This window comes from Neisseria sp. P0009.S008, from assembly GCF_051958615.1.
Lineage (GTDB): Bacteria > Pseudomonadota > Gammaproteobacteria > Burkholderiales > Neisseriaceae > Neisseria > Neisseria subflava.
Map to the genome: position 1 here is coordinate 67,765 of NZ_JBQCVG010000006.1, position 17,636 is coordinate 85,400.

A 17,636-nucleotide genomic window follows, 5' to 3' on the forward strand; every position below is an offset into this window, starting at 1 on the left:
GGATTTTAACAAGTTTTTTGCATCGTGCATATCCCAACTTGCATATTATTGCAGAATTTACAATTTGGTTTTTGGGTAAAGTCATGCCTGCAACACATTGTTGCGACGCACTAAATCGGATTGTTTTGACTATTTTGTTTTGGCTCGGGCCGTATTGCGGATAAAATAATGGTTTTAGGTTTTGAGGCCGTCTGAAATGTATTTGTGGTTTAAGCTGCTGCATGTGTTTTTTGTAATTTCTTGGTTTGCCGGACTGTTTTATCTGCCGCGGATTTATGTGAATCTGGCGCAATTAGAGCCTGGCAGCGTGGAATATGTACGGCTGACGGATATGTCGCGCAGGCTTTACCGCTTTATGTCGCCTTTGGGCTGGGGAACGCTGATATTTGGCGCGGCCATCGGGTTTGTAAACAATTGGTGGGGCAACGGCTGGCTGGCGGTTAAATTATTGTGCGGCCTGCTGCTCTTGGCCTACCAGCTTTATTGCGGCCTGCTGCTGCGCCGTTTCCAGAACGGCAGCAATGTGTATTCGCACCGCTGGTATCGGGTATTCAACGAACTCCCCGTATTGATGATGGTGGCTGCGCTTTATATGGTGGTTTTCAAGCCGTTTTGATCTTCAGACGGCCTGTTTGGTAAATAAGGAAAGAATTCATGACGGTCGAAATCGAACGCCGCTTTTTGCTGGCAGATGACAGTTGGCGCGAAGCGGCAAGCGAGCCGCTGGTGTTGCAACAGGGCTATTTGAGCGTGGAAAAAGAGCGCACCATCCGCGTGCGGATTATCGGTTCGCAAGCATGGCTGACCCTGAAAGGCTATATTTCCGACATGACGCGCAGCGAGTTTGAATACGAAATCCCGCTGGCTCATGCGCAAGCGATGATGGCGGATATGTGTCCGTTTAAAATGGAAAAATACCGCTATCGGGTCGAATTTAAAGGCTTTGTGTATGAAATCGACGAATATTTCGGCGACAATGCGCCATTGATTGTAGCGGAAATCGAATTGCCGTCTGAAGATACCGAGTTTCCCAAACCGTCTTGGCTGGGCAAGGAAATCACGGCAGACGGTAAATTCACCAATGCGTATTTGAGCAAACATCCGTATTCGTCTTGGACGGAATAACGAGTACAACCCACATACAAAAAAGGCATGTATCGAACATGCCTTTTTTCTTTTCAGACGGCCTGATTTACCTTACCGATATTTGTATCGAGCTGCTTTCGACATATCGTTTCAAATATAGGGCAAGTCCGTGTGTTTTATCAGTTGAACCTTACGCCGGACGGCAGGCCACCATATAGTTGACTTCGGTCGAGTCGCACAGGGAATAACGGCCGCTCAACAAATTGTAGGTCATGCCCTTGCTGCCGACGGTATCCAATCCGGCTTGGCGGCACATACGCGCGAGTTCTGCCGGCGTGATGAATTTTTTCCAGTCGTGCGTGCCTTTGGGGACGAATTTCAACAGATATTCCGCGCCGACAATCAGATGCAGATAAGATTTGGGATTGCGGTTGATGGTGGAGAAAAACACCATGCCGTCGGGTTTGACCAGTTTCGCGCAGGCTTGAACGATGGCGGACGGATCGGGAACGTGTTCCATCATTTCCATACACGTTACCACGTCAAAGCTGTGCGGCTGCTCGGCGGCGAGGTCTTCGACGCGGATGCAGCGGTAATCAATATTGGCAACATGTTGGCTGGCCGCATGGGCAGCGGCGGTTTGCAGGGATTTTTCCGCCATATCGATGCCGGTCACGTGTTCTGCGCCGCGTTTGGCCATGCTTTCCGACAAAATCCCGCCACCGCAGCCTACATCCAACACGCGTTTGCCTGCCAATCCGGCATAGCCGTCGATATAGTCGAGGCGCAAGGGGTTGATGTCATGCAGGGGCTTGAATTCGCCGTTTTTATCCCACCATTTGTCGGCGATTTGGCTGAACTTGGCGATTTCGCCGGCATCTACGTTGTCGTGTTGATTGCTCATGGTTTGCTCCTGCATAAAATAATTCGCCTGATTTTAGCCGATTGCGCTTCAAAATAAAATGTTTCAGACGGCCTTTGCCGGTTTATCGGCCCTATTTCAACTTTCATCCGCCTGCCCATAAAAAACGCACCTTGTGGCAAGGTGCGTTTCAATCGGTGCAGTTTAAAATTTAGCGCCGGATTCGTTGGCCATGTAGTCAACTGCGGCTTTCACTTCATCGTCGCTCAGGCTGCCGTTGCCGCCTTTGGCAGGCATGGCATTGAAGCCTTCGAGGGCGTGTTTGTGCAAAGTATCTTGGCCTTGTTTGATGCGAGGCGCCCAGTCTTCTTTTTTACCTACGACAGGAGCGCCGGGAATCAAGCCGCCGTGACATGTTTTACAGTTCGCTTCGTAAACAGCTTTACCGTCCACTTTGGCAGCTTCTGCAGGTTTGGCGTCAGCGGCAGGCGCTTCAGTTTTTTCTTCAGGCTTGGCAGCTTCTTCAGGTTTAGCGGCTTCCTCTGCTTTGCTGGCAGCAGCTTCGGCTTTATCGGCAGCTTCTTGAGCAGCAGACGCAGCAGCATCGGCAGCAGAAGCAACTTCGTTTTTAACTTCAGATGCAACGGCTTGAGCAGCCTCTTGAGTCTCCTGTTTAGCCTCTTGGGAACAAGCTGTCAAACCAGCCATCATCATTACGGCAATCAGTAATTTGTTCATGTTCTGTCTTTCCTTAGTTTTAGTTTAAATCACTGTTTTATATAAACAGCTTAAAAATTCTAGCATAGAAACTAATACCTTCGACCTACACTATAATAAATATTGGCATAAATCAGATTTTGTCACAAAAACAGGAAAAACATATTGACACCACACCTCTACTCAGATAGAAATCCACGCCCATTTGTCATTTAGTATGGTAATTTTCATTTTATTGTTCAATCAGTTATACTCTTAAATCTTAATGTTTCTTTTTAAATTCAACTTTTTACAAACTTTCCAGATAATATCATAAGCATTAAACCGACTTTTATCCTAAAAAGGCCGTCTGAACCCCAATCAGGTTTCAGACGGCCTTTTTGAATCATGTCAATAAACATTTGTCGCTTGGCTATGCAAAAGACACCAGCAGGCTTACCTATTTATGTGGTTATTCATATCCCGACTACAATTTAATCCATTGCCGCCATTAACCTTTTGCCAATGTTTCAGCTTCAGCCCATAATCCCCGCTTCTGCTCTGCCGTCAATTTCTTAATGCCGATTTCCCGTTTCAGCGCTTCACTTTTGCTCAGGCCGTCTGAAACGATGCGCATCTCGACAGGCTTGTTCAAACGCGTGTATTTCGCGCCTTTTCCTGACAAATGCACCGCAAATCGCTCCTGAGGACGGTTGCTGATGCCGCAATAAAACGCGCCGTTTTCGCACAAAATCAGGTAAACGCTCCAATTTTCCGCGTTCATAAATCCCCTTCCTTGGCAAAACTCTCGGTAAAAATGCGCACTGCAGCCTCGGTTTTGGCAGACTGGACGCGGTAAGGCGTCACCAAATAAAGACTAATCGGCGGCAATGTCCATTCCGGCAAAACCACTGTCAGACGGCCCTGTGCAATTTTCTCCCTCACTTCGCCGTCCACCTGCAAAGACAAACCGAAACCGCTTTCAGTCAGACTACATGCGGCGGCAAGATGCGTGCAGGCAATGCTGTCGGCGACATCGAGGAAATAGCTTTCGCCGCCGTGTTGCAAGGTGGTGCGTACAGGTAAAAAATGCAGCCAGCGGTGCGCATGAAGCTGAGAGGGATGAGTGATGGGCGGATGGCGGTCGAGATAATCGGGCGCGGCGCAAATTATGTACGGCCACGTCACGAGATGGCGCGCAACCAAGTTGGGATCGTCCAAAGCCCGATCGCCACCGCGTATGGCGATGTCGGTCTGATTGTGTTGCAGGTCGTCCAAGGTATCGCTGAAATTGAGGACGGGGCGGATTTTAGGGAACTCGGTTTGCAATCTTGTAAACGCCGTCTGAAAAGCGCGGGATTCGATGACCGTGGAAGTCAAGGAAATCCGCAATTCGCCGACGGGTTCTGTTTTCAGATTGTCGATAACGGTACGCGTATCGGCAAGCGTGGCGGCTAAGCGGCGGCAGTATTCGCCCAAGGCGCGGCCGGCATCGGTAGGCGCAAGGCTGCGCGTACTGCGGTTTAACAGCTTGATGCCGTGCAGGGCTTCGAGGCGGTTGATGTGCTGGCTGACCGCCGACGGTGTCATGCCCAGCGCGGCAGCAGCGGCGTTCATGCTGCCGTATTCGAGGACGGTAGCGAAAACAAGTAAGGGTTTGATGTCTTGCATTTGGAAATAATTGTTTAGTTTAACTTCACAATCATAACAGTAAATCAGGGATTATCAAACGTTTCAGACGGCCTTACAATGCACTCATCTAATCAATCACACCTCAACAAGGAGTCAAACATGAAAATCGCAGTTATCGGTGCAACAGGTTATGTCGGCAACGCAGTCGTTCAAGAATTGGCAGGTCGTGGGCATGAAGTAACCGCTTTCGCCCGCAACACAGACAAAGTATTCCAAGCGCAAAATGTTGCCGCCGTTTCCGCAGATGTCAACGCAGCAGATTTTGCCGACAAACTGGCCGGTTTTGATGCCGTAGTCAGCGCCTTCAACCCAGGCTGGACCAATCCGAACATCGACGCGGATTTCACACGCGGCGCAAACAATATTGTCGAAGCGGCAAAAGCAGCGCAAGTGCCATATCTCTTAATCGTCGGCGGCGCAGGCAGCCTGTATGTGGCACCCGGTTTGCAACTTATCGATACGCCTGACTTCCCGAAAGAAATTTTCGACGGCGCCAATGCCGCACGCCATCTTTTGGCAGAGCTCCTGCTGCGCCGCGACGTGAACTGGTCTTTCGTTTCCCCTCCTGCACGACTGGGCGCGGATGGCGGTTTCAGCGAAGACAAAACCGGCAAATACCGCTTGGGCAAAGACGATTTGCTGATGGACGGTGAAATTCCGGCAGGCATCAGCGTGGCCGATTTGGCAGTCGCCATCGCCGACAATGTGGAAAACAAAACGCATTTGTTTGAACGCTTTACCGTCGCCGCTGTTTAATCGTCTTAATTTAAAGGCCATCTGAAACCCAAAGTTTCAGACGGCCTTTTGCTATAATACGCACATTAAATTTACCTATACGCGAGTTCTCATGTCCGCAACCCAACCCACCATCGCCGCCATCGCCACCGCACCCGGACGCGGCGGCGTCGGCGTGATCCGTCTTTCCGGTAAAAACCTGCTGCCCTTGGCGCAAACCCTCAGCGGCGGCAAAACGCCCAAACCGCGTACCGCGCTTTACACCGACTTTCTCGGTGGCGACGGGCAGCCGATAGACAACGGCATCCTGCTCTACTTCGCCGCCCCCGCCAGCTTTACCGGCGAAGACGTGATTGAATTGCAGGGACATGGCGGCCCCGTCGTGATGGACATGCTGCTCTCGCGCTGCCTCGAACTGGGCGCGCGCATGGCGGAGCCGGGCGAATTTACCAAACGCGCCTTCCTCAACAACAAACTCGACCTTGCCCAAGCCGAAAGCGTCGCCGACCTCATCGACGCCTCCAGCAAGTCCGCCGCACGCATGGCGTTGCGTTCGCTCAAAGGCGCGTTTTCCCAACACATACACGAGCTGGTGGACGACCTTATTACTTTGCGGATGCTGGTCGAAGCCACGTTAGACTTCCCCGAAGAAGACATTGACTTTCTCGAAGCCGCCGACGCGCGCGGCAAGCTCCAAGCCCTGCAAGGCCGTCTGAAAACCGTCCTTGCCAGTGCGGAACAAGGTGCGATTTTGCGCGAAGGCATGAACGTCGTCCTCGTCGGCGCGCCCAACGTCGGCAAATCCAGTCTGCTCAACGCCTTGGCTGGCGACGACATCGCCATCGTGACCGACATCGCAGGCACCACCCGCGACACCGTGCGCGAACAAATCACCCTCGACGGCGTGCCCGTCCACATCATCGACACCGCAGGCCTGCGCGAAACCGACGACGTGGTCGAACAAATCGGTATCGAGCGCAGCCGCAAAGCCGTTTCCGAAGCCGATGTCGCCCTGATCCTGATTGACCCGCGCGAAGGTGTGAACGCCAAAACCCAAGCCATTTTGAACAGCCTGCCCGAAGGTTTGAAAAAAATCGAAATCCACAACAAAGCCGACCTGACCGGCGAACCCGTCGCCGTCCGTTCAGACGGCCTCACGCAAACCGGCGCAGAAAGCGTCATCAGCCTGTCCGCCAAAACCGGCGCGGGTCTCGACTTGCTCAAACACGCGTTGTTGCAGGAAGTCGGTTGGCAAGGCGAAAGCGAAAGCCTGTTCCTCGCCCGCAGCCGCCACCTCAACGCCCTGCACGAAGCCGAAGCTGAGCTGGAAAACGCCGCCCTCTGCAACAACAACCAAATCGAACTTTTCGCCGAACACCTGCGCCTCGCCCAAAACGCGTGCAGCGAAATCACCGGCGAATTCACCGCCGACGATTTGCTGGGCGTGATTTTTTCGCGCTTCTGCATCGGCAAATAAAACGGTTTGCCATCAAAGACAAAGGCCGTCTGAATGTTCAGACGGCCTTTTTTATCACCAAAACAAGCTTAATTTCACTTGCGTTTATTTATTTATTGGCAACTTCTGCCATATTTTTTGCAATCTTGGTTGCGCCAACTGTCAAACCGGACATGCCGATCAAAGAAGCCGCAGCCAATTTGATTAATGTTTTCATTTTAACTCTTTTCTGTGTATTGAAGGGTGTGTTGTGTATTTTTTTATTTGTCGGCATCAGCCATATTGTGGGCGATATTGGTTGCACCGACGGTCAGGCCGGACATACCGATTAAAGAGGCGGCTGCCAGTTTGATTAAAGTTTTCATTGTTTGTCTCACTTTCTTGTCTGTCGGCCGAAAAACGACCTAAGTTGCGTTTCCAGAGGTATTGTAATTAATTCGTTTATGATTGAATTATTTGTGTACTACCGTTTCAATATTGTAGGCGACGCCGAGGGCGGAGGCCGGTATCCCCGACATGCCGATTAAAGAAGCGGCGGCAAGCGTTATTAAATGTCCCATTTCAAGTAGTCCTTTTTCATAGATACAAAATGTTATTTAACAACATCACATTTTTTCGCCGGCATCTGCGCTGCCGACAGGACAAATCATACCGTGTTAATCGTTAATTAATACAACTTTTCCGTAAAGATAAAATGATAAAAATATACATAACGAAGATTTTAGTTAATTTATATTTTGTTTTGAAAATGACACCGATGTCTTTCTCAATGACACCGATGTCTTAATTACATACACACTACAAACGTATCTTGCTGCGCCCATAAAATCCCTCCTTTTTTGTTGCAAAATCGCACTCTAAATTAAATATTATTTTAAATTCAATATGTTATAATTATATCTTTTTGACAAACCAACTCTTCACTTAGTCAAAACCAATACCTTTGATAGCTTTTTTTAAAGAAAACACACGTTTCTAGCGTATATCCGACCATAAAATGCGCTGCAAATATATGATATAGTGAAACATTCTGCGTATTGACTATTTCCAGCATGAACAACACCCTAATCCTGACCGGCGCGGCCGCATTTTTTATCGGCGCGCTGTTTGCTTGGCTGATAACACGCTACCAAGCCCAAAGCCGACACTTTATTGTTTTGCAAGAATTGGCCGAAAGCCGCCGCCTGCATGAGTTTGCCGAACAGGTGCAGGCTCAAACTGCGGCAGACTTGGCGCAAAGCCGCCATACCGTGCAAGAATTGCAAGACGAATTGCAGGAGACGAGCAACCGCTTTGCCGCAGCCGAAAAACAGATTGCCTATCTGCAAGATTGCGAGGCCGAAGCCGAAGCTTTGAAACACGAATGTGCAAAATGGCAGCAAAGCGCGCAAAACCTGCAAATCAACAATGAACGATTAAACACGCAGCTGGTTCAAGAACAGGCATTGAGCTCGGATAAAAATACGCTTTTGCAACAACAAGAAACGGAAAAAGGCCGTCTGAAACAAGAATACGCCGCCCTTTTGGAGCAAAACCACGCGCTTCAAGTCCAAAACGAGCGCCTCAACACCCAATCGGAAAAAGACCGTCAGGCTGCCGAAGAAAAATTGGCCTTGCTGGCAGATGCGCGTAAAAACTTGAGCGACCAGTTCCAAAACCTCGCCAACACTATTCTGGAAGAGAAAAGCCGCCGCTTTACCGAACAAAACCACGACCATCTCCAGCAACTGCTCAATCCGCTCAACGAACGCATACACGGCTTCAGCGAGCTGGTTCAGCAGACTTATGAAAAAGAAGCCAAAGAACGCCTGACCATCGAAAACGAGCTCAAACGCCTGCAAACCCTCAACACCCAGCTCCACCACGATGCCAAAGCGCTGACTACCGCGCTGACCGGCACGCAAAACAAAACCCAAGGTAACTGGGGCGAGATGATTTTGGAAAGCGTATTGGAAAACTCCGGCCTGCAAAAAGGCCGCGAATACATCGTTCAAGCTTCCAGCGTCCGCCACGAAGCAGACGGCACCCAACGCCGCCTCCAGCCCGACGTCCTCATCAATCTGCCCGACAATAAACAAATCGTCATCGACTCCAAAGTATCGCTGACCGCCTACGTCCGCTATACGCAAAGCACCGGCGCAGAAGCAGAACGCGAGCTTGCCAACCACGTCGCCAGTATCCGCGCCCACATCAAAAGCTTGGCCGCGAAAGATTATACCGACCTTGAGGGCGTCAAAACGTTGGACTTCGTCTTTATGTTCGTCCCTGTTGAACCGGCCTACCTCCTCGCCCTGCAACACGATCCAAACCTCTTCCAAGAGTGTTTCGACAAACGCATCATGCTGACCGGCCCCAGCACTCTGCTCGCCACCCTGCGCACCGTTGCCAACATCTGGCGCAACGAGCAGCAAAACCAAAACGCGCTGGCCATTGCCGAGGCAGGCAGCAAACTCTATGACAAATTTGTCGGCTTTGTCGAAAGCATGGACGGCATCAATAAAGCGCTTGGTCAGGCACAATCCCAGTTTCAGACGGCCTATGGCCGCTTGGTTTCCGGCAGGGGCAACCTCATCAGCAGCACCGAAAAACTGCGCAAATTAGGCATCAAAGCCGGCAAACAGCTGCAACGGGATTTAGTAGAAAAAGCCGTATCGGAAAACGAAGACCACGCCGCTTTACCGACCGCACAAGACCAAGAAGATAACTAATAAAATTTAAGACATTGCAAATAAAGGGAATTTAAGCAATGAGCAACATCACCATCGTCCTTGCCGCCGATACCGGCTATGCCGAGCAGGTTCATACCCTGATGAAATCCATCTGTACCCACAACAAAAATGTCAATTTCTACCTCATGCACAATACCTTCAGACGGGAATGGATCGACTATACCAACCAAAAGCTCGCAGCCAGCGGCGGCCGTCTGAATGATGTCAAAATCGAGATGGACTTCAGCCAATATCGCCGCCTACCCCATATTTCGGATGCCGCATTTTTCCGCCTGATGATGCAGCACCTGCCTGTCGACCGCGCCCTGTATCTCGACAGCGATATGGTGGTTACCCAATCCCTGCATGATTTGTTCAACCTCGATATGCGTGGCTATCCCGTTGCGGCGGCACAAGACTCCTTTTTGCCCGTACCGAATGGAATCACCCGACCGGCCTGCACACCACGCCCTATTTCAATTCAGGCATGCTGTTGGCCGACTTGGTGCAATGGCGGGAACACAATATCGCGGCGCAACTGCTGAAAACCGCTGCCTGCCTCAACGAAGCCGTACCCTATGGCAACCAATGCTTTCTAAACACCGTATTTCAAAAAAACTGGCTGCAATTAGAAGAATCTTGGAACTTCCAAACCGGCGCAGTCGAATATTTCCAAAAACGAAACCTCAGCGAAGTATTCCCCAAACCCGACACCGTCCCGCCCGTTATCCACTACACCACACGCGCCAAACCGTGGTTGTGCGATTACGGCGAGATTCCTTTTATCGAAGTCTATTGGCAATACTATTGCGCCGACTGGCCGAAAGCGTAATTTCAGGCAAGGATTTTCGTTTCCTTCAATTATCTTTAAACAACCCATCATCAAAAACAAAAGGCCGTCTGAAATCGTTTCAGACGGCCTTTAAGCCATAAAAAACAGGCAGAACATTCTGCCTGTTTTGTGTTCAAACCCGACCGTAAAGCAGACTTTGCCCCCACCCTCGGGTCGGCGTCATCGTTATCCGATTAGATACCGCGCAACAATTCGTTCACGCTGGTTTTCGCACGGGTTTGCGCGTCCACGCGTTTGACGATAACCGCGCAGTAGAGGCTGTGGCTGCCGTCTTTGGAAGGCATGCTGCCGGATACGACAACCGAACCAGCCGGTACGCGACCTTGATAGATTTCGCCGGTAGTACGGTCAAAGATTTTAGTGGATTGACCGATGAACACGCCCATAGAAATCACGCTGCCTTCTTCGACAATCACGCCCTCAACGATTTCAGAACGCGCACCAATAAAGCAGTTGTCTTCAATAATGGTCGGGCTGGCTTGCAGAGGCTCGAGTACGCCGCCGATGCCGACGCCGCCGCTCAAGTGCACGTTTTTACCGATTTGCGCGCAAGAGCCGACAGTCGCCCAAGTATCGACCATCGCACCTTCGTCAACGTATGCGCCGATATTGACATAAGAAGGCATCAACACGACATTTTTCGCCACAAAACTGCCGCGGCGGGCAACGGCACCCGGAACTGCGCGGAAACCTGCGCTGCGGAATTCGTCTTCAGACCAATCGGCAAATTTAGTCGGCACTTTGTCGAAGTATTTGTTCACACCGTCGTTGAGGATTTCATTGTCCTGAATGCGGAAAGACAGCAATACGGCTTTTTTCGCCCATTCGTTGACTTTCCATTCGCCCACACCCAAACGCTCGGCAACGCGCAGTTTGCCAGAGTCGAGTTGGCGGATGGTTTCCAAAACCGCTTCACGCACTTCCGGGGTAACGGTATTCGGATTGATTTCGGCACGATTTTCAAAAGCCGTTTCAATGATGTTTTGCAAAGACATGTTGATTCCTTCAAGAGATTAGGGCCGTCTGAAACCTATTCAGGCCACCCTATTACAAATATTTAACTCGTTATTTTGCCATGTAAAAGCGATTTCGTCAGCTATTAACATGATTAGCGCCGAGCGTTACACGGCCGGATTTTGGTTAAGCCAAGATTTTCAGACGGCCTGTTCAAGAGAGTTGAATCGTATTTATTTTCCAACCGGTTTCCCAATCACAATATGCAGACTGTCGATTCTGACGACACGCCGTGCCGATAAATCAATCTTCGCCGCCAATCTTTTGCAGAAGATTTTCAGCCACCACGCGGCATTCGATATTCCGCTTTAACGGTTTCGCGTTCAAATCCTGCAAGGCCGTCTGAAAGTCGGCAAAATCCATCAACTGCGAACCGAAACGGCGCATATGTTCGGTATCCTGCTGACAGTCTATCAGTGCAACGCCCAAATCCGCCAGAAACGGGACGGCGCGGGCAAACGCAATCTTTGACGCATCGGGACGCAAGGCAAACATCGATTCGCCATAAAATACGCAGCCGATTTGCACGCCGTAAAACCCGCCTGCCAACTGCATTTCGCCTTGTTCGTCCGGCAACCAACATTCAAACGAATGTGCATGCCCCTGATGGTGCAGCTTCAAATAGGCCGTCTGAAACGCAGGTTCTATCCACGTTCCGTCCTGTTCCGGGCGCGGTACATTGGCGCAATGGGCAATCACTTTTTCAAAACAGCGGTTGACCGTTACCCGATACGGCTTGTGGCGCAAGGTTTTTGCCAAAGAGCGGCCGATATGTAGGTTTTCCGGCACAATCACGGCTCGCGGCGCAACCGCATACCAGAAAAACCAACCCTCGCGGCTAAACCATGGAAAAATCCCCTGCCCATACGCCGACAACAGCCGCCCCGTATCCAAATCGCCGCTGACGCCGACCAAGCCGTCGCATTCATCTAATGCGTAAGACGGGTCGGGGAAACGATAATCTCGTGGCGCAAGAAAAGGAATCTTCATCGTAAAGCCCATAAAGTTTCAGACGGCCTCAGGCTGAAAACGCCCAAGGCCGTCTGAAAAATCAACATACAAACTGCTTAACGTTTGGTTTTGGTTTGGCAATCGCCGCATACGCCGTACATATACAGCGCGTGATCGACGATGCGGTAGCCGTTTTCTTCGGCAATTTTGTCTTGCAGCGCTTCGATTTCCGGATTGTGGAATTCGGTTACTTCGCCGCATTTCACGCAGACGATGTGGTCGTGGTGATCGCCTTTGTCCAATTCGTAAACCGCTTTACCGGTTTCAAAATGGTGGCGTTGCAAAATGCCGGCCTGTTCAAACTGAGTCAGCACACGGTAAATCGTCGCCACGCCGATTTCCACACCCTCTTCCAACAGGATACGGTACACATCTTCCGCACTCAAATGCTCCTCGGCATGAGTCTCGAACAAGTCCAAAATTTTCAAACGTGGACCTGTAACTTTCAAACCGCTGTCTTTCAATTGCGCAATGTTGCTGAATTTTTCCATAATATTCAATATCCCTGTAAGGTAATAACCGTTATAATACGCACTTTCCGCCCGTTTGCCCACTATTGGGCCGTTAAAGGGCGGCAATCTGCCGCCGGTCTTGCAATTGAAAATCGGCGAAAAGAAAAATTAAGAAGATGATTATCGTTTGCTTTTTAAAAATATTCAAGCGATGATAAACATCTTTCCCGAAATGACACAGAAAGGTAAGCCCGTGAATAAAGCCTTATGCCTTGCCATCGCCGCTATTTTAGGTCTGGCCTCATGCAGTGCCGAGCGCGTATCCAACTTTCCATCCTACAAACTCAAAATCATTCAAGGTAACGAGCTCAATCCCCGCGCCGTGGTTTCCCTGCGCCAAGGTATGACCCGCGACCAAGTCCAACTGCTGCTCGGTACGCCGCTCCTGCGCGACGCCTTCCATGCCGACCGCTGGGATTACACTTTCAACACCAGCCGCAACGGCATCATCAAAGAACAAAGCAACCTGACCCTGTACTTTGAAAACGATGTCCTCGCACGCGCCGAAGGCGATGCCATTCAAAAATCCATCGAAGCCGTTCAAGCCGGACAAAACGTCGTTCCGACCACCGAAACCAACGCGAAATAAGGAAGTCCCATGAGCGCATTGAAAATCGCCATTGCCGGCGTCAACGGCCGCATGGGTCGCGTTTTGGTTGAAGCGGTCAACAACCATCCCGATGCCGTCCTCTCCGGCGCACTCGAGCATTCCGGTTCGGAAGTATTGGGTTTGGATGCAGGCTTCGCCTCCGGCCTCAAAACCGGCGTCGCCATTTCAGACGACGTGGATGCCGTACTGGCTCAAAGCGATGTCCTCATCGACTTTACCCGTCCCGAGCCAACCCTGAAACACCTGCAAAAATGCGTGGAAAAAGGCGTCAACATCATCATCGGCACCACCGGTTTTGACGACGCAGGCAAAGCCGCCATCCAAGCCGCAGGCGAAAAAACAGGCGTCGTCTTCGCAGCCAACTTCAGCGTCGGCGTCAACCTGACCTTCCATATCCTCGACACCGTCGCCCGCGTGTTAAACGAAGGCTACGACATCGAAATCATCGAAGGCCACCACCGCCACAAAGTCGATGCCCCAAGCGGCACCGCGTTACGCATGGGTGAAGTCATTGCCGACGCCCTCGGCCGCGACCTCAAAGAATGCGCCGTTTACGGCCGCGAAGGCCACACCGGCCCGCGCGATCCGTCCACCATCGGTTTTGCCACCGTCCGCGCAGGTGACATCGTCGGCGACCACACCGCCCTCTTCGCCACCGACGGCGAGCGCGTAGAAATCACCCACAAGGCCAGCAGCCGCATGACCTTTGCCGCCGGTGCCGTACGCGCCGCAGTTTGGGCAAACGGCAAAAAAGGCCTGTACGATATGCAAGACGTACTGGATTTGAAAAACCGATAAACCCGCATCATCAGGTTTCATACCTTACAAGGCCGTCTGAAAGCACAACGTCGATTTTCAGACGGCCTTATTAAAAAGAAAGCCCCACCATGTCCTATCAACAAATCACCATCAACGTCAACGATGCCATCGCCGAACGCCTTGCCGATGCGCTGATGGAACACGGCGCGTTGTCCGCCGCCATTGAAGATGCCTACGCCGGTACAGAAAACGAGCAGGCCATTTTCGGCGAGCCGGGCATGCCGACCGAGCAAATCTGGCAACAAAGTAAAGTCATCGCCCTTTTTGGCGAAAGCGACGACGCCGCTTCCATTATCGAAGCCGCCGCGCAGGAATGCGGTTTGAACGATTTGAAATACACCGGCGAAATCCTTGAAGATCAAGACTGGGTACGCCTGACCCAAGCGCAATTCGACCCGATTCAAATTTCCGACCGCCTGTGGATTACCCCGTCTTGGCACGAAGCGCCCGACAGCAACGCCGTCAACCTGCAACTCGACCCGGGCCTTGCCTTCGGCACAGGCAGCCATCCGACCACCCACCTCTGCCTCAAATGGCTGGACACGCAGCTCAAAGGCGGCGAAAGCGTATTGGACTACGGCTGCGGCTCGGGCATTTTGGCCATTGCCGCCCTCAAACTCGGCGCAGGCTCCGCCATCGGCGTAGATATTGACGAACAAGCCATCCGCGCCAGCAAAGACAATGCCGCGCAAAACAACGTCGACGCGCAGTTCTACCTGCCGGACGGCCTGCCGCAAGGTCAATTTGATGTCGTTGTCGCCAACATTCTGGCCAACCCGCTGCGTATGCTCGGCGAAATGCTTGCCGCGCGTACCAAACAAGGCGGCCGCATTGTCTTGTCCGGCCTTTTGGACGAACAAGTCGAAGAACTCAGCGGCATTTACAGCCAATGGTTCAACATCGAGCCTGCCGAAATCGAAGAAGGCTGGGCGCGATTGAGCGGCGTCAAACGCTAAACCTGTTTTCCGATACAAAGGCCGTCTGAAATTTCATCTTTCAGACGGCCTTTTTGCACTTAAAACGCTGAATATTCCAGCAAAATCAGGTATAATTGCCTATTATTTTGACCTTTCGGAACACATCCGCCGCGCCCGTTTGACATTTCATTGCGCGCACGGAAAAATTCCTTGAAATTCAGCAAGAAAAGACCATGACTGACCAAAAACACGAAGAATACGGCGCCGACAGCATACAAGTGCTGGAAGGCTTGGAAGCGGTACGCAAACGCCCCGGTATGTATATCGGCGACACGCAGGACGGCAGCGGCCTGCACCACATGGTGTTCGAGGTGCTCGACAACGCCATTGACGAAGCGCTCGCCGGACATTGCGACAAAATCACCGTAACCATCCATGCCGACAATTCCGTCAGCGTGGCCGACAACGGCCGCGGCATGCCGACCGGCATCCACCCGAAAGAAGGCCGCTCCGCCGCCGAAGTCATCATGACCGTATTGCACGCGGGCGGTAAGTTTGACAACAACAGCTACAAAATCTCCGGTGGCCTGCACGGTGTAGGCGTGTCCGTCGTCAACGCGCTGTCCGACTGGGTCACGCTGACCATCTACCGCGACGGCAAAGAACACTTCGTCCGCTTCGTGCGCGGCGAAACCGAAGAGCCGTTGCGAGTGGTCGGCGATTCCGACAAAAAAGGCACGACCGTGCGTTTCCTCGCCAGCGCGGAAACCTTCGGCAACGTCGAATACAGCTTCGACATCCTCGCCAAGCGTATCCGCGAACTTTCCTTCCTGAACAACGGCGTGGACATAGAATTGATTGACGAACGTGACGGTAAACACGAAAGCTTCGCCCTTTCCGGCGGCGTGGCCGGCTTCGTGCAATACATGAACCGCAAAAAAACGCCGTTGCACGAAAAAATCTTCTACGCGTTCGGCGAAAAAGACGGCATGAGCGTCGAATGCGCGATGCAATGGAACGACAGCTACCAAGAAAGCGTGCAATGTTTCACCAACAACATTCCGCAACGCGACGGCGGCACCCATCTGACCGCGCTGCGCCAAGTGATGACCCGCACCATCAACAACTATATCGAAGCCAACGAAGTGGCTAAAAAAGCCAAAGTAGAAACCGCCGGCGACGATATGCGTGAAGGTTTAACCTGCGTGTTGTCCGTCAAACTGCCCGATCCGAAATTCTCGTCCCAAACCAAAGACAAACTGGTTTCCAGCGAAATCGGCCCCGTCGTCAACGAAGTCATCAACCAAGCCCTGACCGACTTCCTTGAAGAAAACCCGACCGAAGCCAAAATCATCACCAGCAAAATCGTCGATGCCGCGCGCGCGCGCGAAGCCGCCCGCAAAGCACGCGAAATTACCCGCCGCAAAGGTGTGATGGACGGTTTGGGCCTGCCGGGCAAACTTGCCGACTGCCAAGAAAAAGACCCTGCCCTGTCCGAACTCTACCTCGTCGAGGGCGACTCCGCAGGCGGTTCCGCCATGCAAGGCCGCGACCGCAAATTCCAAGCGATTTTGCCGCTTAAAGGTAAAATTTTGAACGTCGAAAAAGCACGTTTTGAAAAAATGCTGGCCAGCCAAGAAGTCGCCACGCTGATTACCGCTCTAGGCGCAGGCATCGGCAAAGAAGAATTCAACGCCGAAAAACTGCGCTACCACCGCATCATCATCATGACCGATGCCGACGTGGACGGCGCGCACATCCGCACCCTGCTCCTGACCTTCTTCTACCGCCAAATGCCCGAGCTGGTCGAACGCGGCTACATCTACATCGCCCAGCCGCCTTTGTACAAAGCCAAATACGGCAAACAAGAGCGCTATCTCAAAGACGAATTGGAAAAAGACCAATGGCTGCTCGGTTTGGCCTTGGAAAAAGCCAAAATCGTTTCAGACGGCCGCACCATCGAAGGCGAAGAGCTTGCCAATACCGCCAAACAATTCCTGTTGGCCAAAACCGTCATCGAGCAAGAAAGCCGCATCATTGACGAACTCGTCCTGCATGCCATGCTGCATGCTTCGCCGGTCGATCTCAGCACAGCAGAAAGCGCAGACCGCGCCGTTGCCGAATTGAGCGGTCTCTTGGACGAAAAAGAAGTCGCGCTCGAACGTATTGAAGGTCACGAAGGACACCAGTTCATAAAAATCACACGCAAGCTGCACGGCAATGTGATGGTGAGCTACCTTGAGCCTAAGTTCCTCAACAGCAAAGCCTACCAAACCCTTACCCAAACCGCCGCCGCACTTAAAGGCATGGTCGGCAAAGGGGCGAAGCTCTACAAAGGCGACAACGAATACGACATCGACAGCTTTGAAGGCGCTTTGGACATCTTGATGAGCGTTGCCCAAAAAGGCATGTCCATCCAACGATACAAAGGCTTGGGCGAGATGAACCCGGAACAACTTTGGGAAACCACGATGGATCCTACCGTCCGCCGTCTCCTGAAAGTCCGCATCGAAGACGCCATCGCCGCCGACGAAGTGTTCGTCACCCTGATGGGCGACGAAGTCGAACCGCGCCGCGCCTTCATTGAAAACAACGCCCTGCTGGCACAAAACATCGACGCCTAAGCATGGGGATATAAAAGGCCGTCTGAAAAACGATTTTCAGA

At 51.8% G+C, this 17,636-nt stretch carries 18 protein-coding genes; 11 read left to right on the forward strand and 7 right to left on the reverse strand.

The window, feature by feature from the left end; translation table 11 throughout:
• Positions 1-196: 196 nt before the first annotated feature.
• Both ACTHSQ_RS06280 and ACTHSQ_RS06285 read left to right on the forward strand, forming a co-directional pair.
• Complete coding sequence (locus tag ACTHSQ_RS06280; protein WP_003681587.1) at positions 197-616, forward strand: CopD family protein; 420 nt, start codon at positions 197-199, stop codon at positions 614-616.
• A gap of 38 nt (positions 617-654) precedes the next feature.
• Complete coding sequence (locus ACTHSQ_RS06285; protein ID WP_313971352.1) at positions 655-1,125, forward strand: CYTH domain-containing protein; 471 nt, start codon at positions 655-657, stop codon at positions 1,123-1,125.
• Between the two features lie 151 nt (positions 1,126-1,276).
• Here ACTHSQ_RS06285 and ubiG read toward each other — a convergent pair whose 3' ends face one another.
• From ubiG to ACTHSQ_RS06305, 4 genes are all read right to left on the reverse strand, one after another.
• Positions 1,277-1,990 carry a bifunctional 2-polyprenyl-6-hydroxyphenol methylase/3-demethylubiquinol 3-O-methyltransferase UbiG gene (ubiG, locus tag ACTHSQ_RS06290; RefSeq protein ID WP_199900968.1) on the reverse strand — a complete coding sequence of 238 codons (714 nt, stop codon included), beginning with the start codon at positions 1,988-1,990 and terminating at the stop codon, positions 1,277-1,279.
• A 162-nt stretch (positions 1,991-2,152) separates the two neighbouring features.
• Positions 2,153-2,686 (reverse strand): c-type cytochrome, encoded by a 534-nt coding sequence (locus tag ACTHSQ_RS06295; RefSeq protein WP_440371135.1) that lies wholly within the window; start codon positions 2,684-2,686, stop codon positions 2,153-2,155.
• A gap of 469 nt (positions 2,687-3,155) precedes the next feature.
• Positions 3,156-3,428 (reverse strand): GIY-YIG nuclease family protein, encoded by a 273-nt coding sequence (locus ACTHSQ_RS06300; RefSeq protein WP_440371134.1) that lies wholly within the window; start codon positions 3,426-3,428, stop codon positions 3,156-3,158.
• Entirely contained in the window at positions 3,425-4,315 is an 891-nt protein-coding gene (locus ACTHSQ_RS06305) for a LysR family transcriptional regulator (protein ID WP_440371133.1), read from the reverse strand. Before ACTHSQ_RS06305 ends, ACTHSQ_RS06300 begins: the two co-directional genes overlap by 4 nt.
• A 120-nt stretch (positions 4,316-4,435) precedes the next feature.
• Between ACTHSQ_RS06305 and ACTHSQ_RS06310 the strand changes: the two genes are divergently transcribed.
• From ACTHSQ_RS06310 to ACTHSQ_RS06330, 5 genes are all read left to right on the forward strand, one after another.
• A complete protein-coding gene (locus ACTHSQ_RS06310) occupies positions 4,436-5,092 on the forward strand; it encodes an NAD(P)-dependent oxidoreductase (protein WP_440371132.1) in 657 nt (218 codons plus the stop codon).
• Positions 5,093-5,183: 91 nt separating this feature from the next.
• Positions 5,184-6,548: a tRNA uridine-5-carboxymethylaminomethyl(34) synthesis GTPase MnmE gene (mnmE, locus tag ACTHSQ_RS06315; protein WP_440371131.1), complete on the forward strand. Its 1,365-nt coding sequence runs from the start codon at positions 5,184-5,186 to the stop codon at positions 6,546-6,548.
• 1,031 nt (positions 6,549-7,579) lie between these two features.
• Positions 7,580-9,235, forward strand: coding sequence for a DNA recombination protein RmuC (rmuC, locus tag ACTHSQ_RS06320; RefSeq protein ID WP_440371130.1), 1,656 nt, complete (start codon positions 7,580-7,582; stop codon positions 9,233-9,235).
• Between the two features lie 38 nt (positions 9,236-9,273).
• Positions 9,274-9,780, forward strand: coding sequence for a glycosyltransferase (locus tag ACTHSQ_RS06325; protein WP_440371129.1), 507 nt, complete (start codon positions 9,274-9,276; stop codon positions 9,778-9,780).
• Positions 9,729-10,067 carry a glycosyltransferase gene (locus ACTHSQ_RS06330; RefSeq protein WP_440371128.1) on the forward strand — a complete coding sequence of 113 codons (339 nt, stop codon included), beginning with the start codon at positions 9,729-9,731 and terminating at the stop codon, positions 10,065-10,067. Before ACTHSQ_RS06325 ends, ACTHSQ_RS06330 begins: the two co-directional genes overlap by 52 nt.
• A 194-nt stretch (positions 10,068-10,261) precedes the next feature.
• Here ACTHSQ_RS06330 and dapD read toward each other — a convergent pair whose 3' ends face one another.
• The 3 genes from dapD to fur all read right to left on the reverse strand — a co-directional run bounded on the left by dapD (position 10,262) and on the right by fur (position 12,667).
• Complete coding sequence (gene dapD / locus ACTHSQ_RS06335) at positions 10,262-11,083, reverse strand: 2,3,4,5-tetrahydropyridine-2,6-dicarboxylate N-succinyltransferase (RefSeq protein ID WP_003684212.1); 822 nt, start codon at positions 11,081-11,083, stop codon at positions 10,262-10,264.
• A 262-nt stretch (positions 11,084-11,345) separates the two neighbouring features.
• Positions 11,346-12,092, reverse strand: coding sequence for a leucyl/phenylalanyl-tRNA--protein transferase (gene aat / locus ACTHSQ_RS06340; protein WP_440371127.1), 747 nt, complete (start codon positions 12,090-12,092; stop codon positions 11,346-11,348).
• A 77-nt stretch (positions 12,093-12,169) separates the two neighbouring features.
• Entirely contained in the window at positions 12,170-12,667 is a 498-nt protein-coding gene (gene fur, locus ACTHSQ_RS06345) for a ferric iron uptake transcriptional regulator (RefSeq protein ID WP_079453813.1), read from the reverse strand.
• Positions 12,668-12,818: 151 nt separating this feature from the next.
• On the opposite strand from fur, the gene ACTHSQ_RS06350 reads away from it, so the two are divergent.
• The 4 genes from ACTHSQ_RS06350 to gyrB all read left to right on the forward strand — a co-directional run bounded on the left by ACTHSQ_RS06350 (position 12,819) and on the right by gyrB (position 17,595).
• Positions 12,819-13,214 (forward strand): outer membrane protein assembly factor BamE, encoded by a 396-nt coding sequence (locus tag ACTHSQ_RS06350; RefSeq protein WP_039862532.1) that lies wholly within the window; start codon positions 12,819-12,821, stop codon positions 13,212-13,214.
• Between the two features lie 9 nt (positions 13,215-13,223).
• Positions 13,224-14,033: a 4-hydroxy-tetrahydrodipicolinate reductase gene (dapB, locus tag ACTHSQ_RS06355; protein WP_440371126.1), complete on the forward strand. Its 810-nt coding sequence runs from the start codon at positions 13,224-13,226 to the stop codon at positions 14,031-14,033.
• An 89-nt stretch (positions 14,034-14,122) separates the two neighbouring features.
• Complete coding sequence (gene prmA, locus ACTHSQ_RS06360) at positions 14,123-15,010, forward strand: 50S ribosomal protein L11 methyltransferase (protein WP_440371125.1); 888 nt, start codon at positions 14,123-14,125, stop codon at positions 15,008-15,010.
• 194 nt (positions 15,011-15,204) lie between these two features.
• Positions 15,205-17,595: a DNA topoisomerase (ATP-hydrolyzing) subunit B gene (gyrB, locus tag ACTHSQ_RS06365; protein ID WP_377073697.1), complete on the forward strand. Its 2,391-nt coding sequence runs from the start codon at positions 15,205-15,207 to the stop codon at positions 17,593-17,595.
• Positions 17,596-17,636 lie beyond the last annotated feature (41 nt).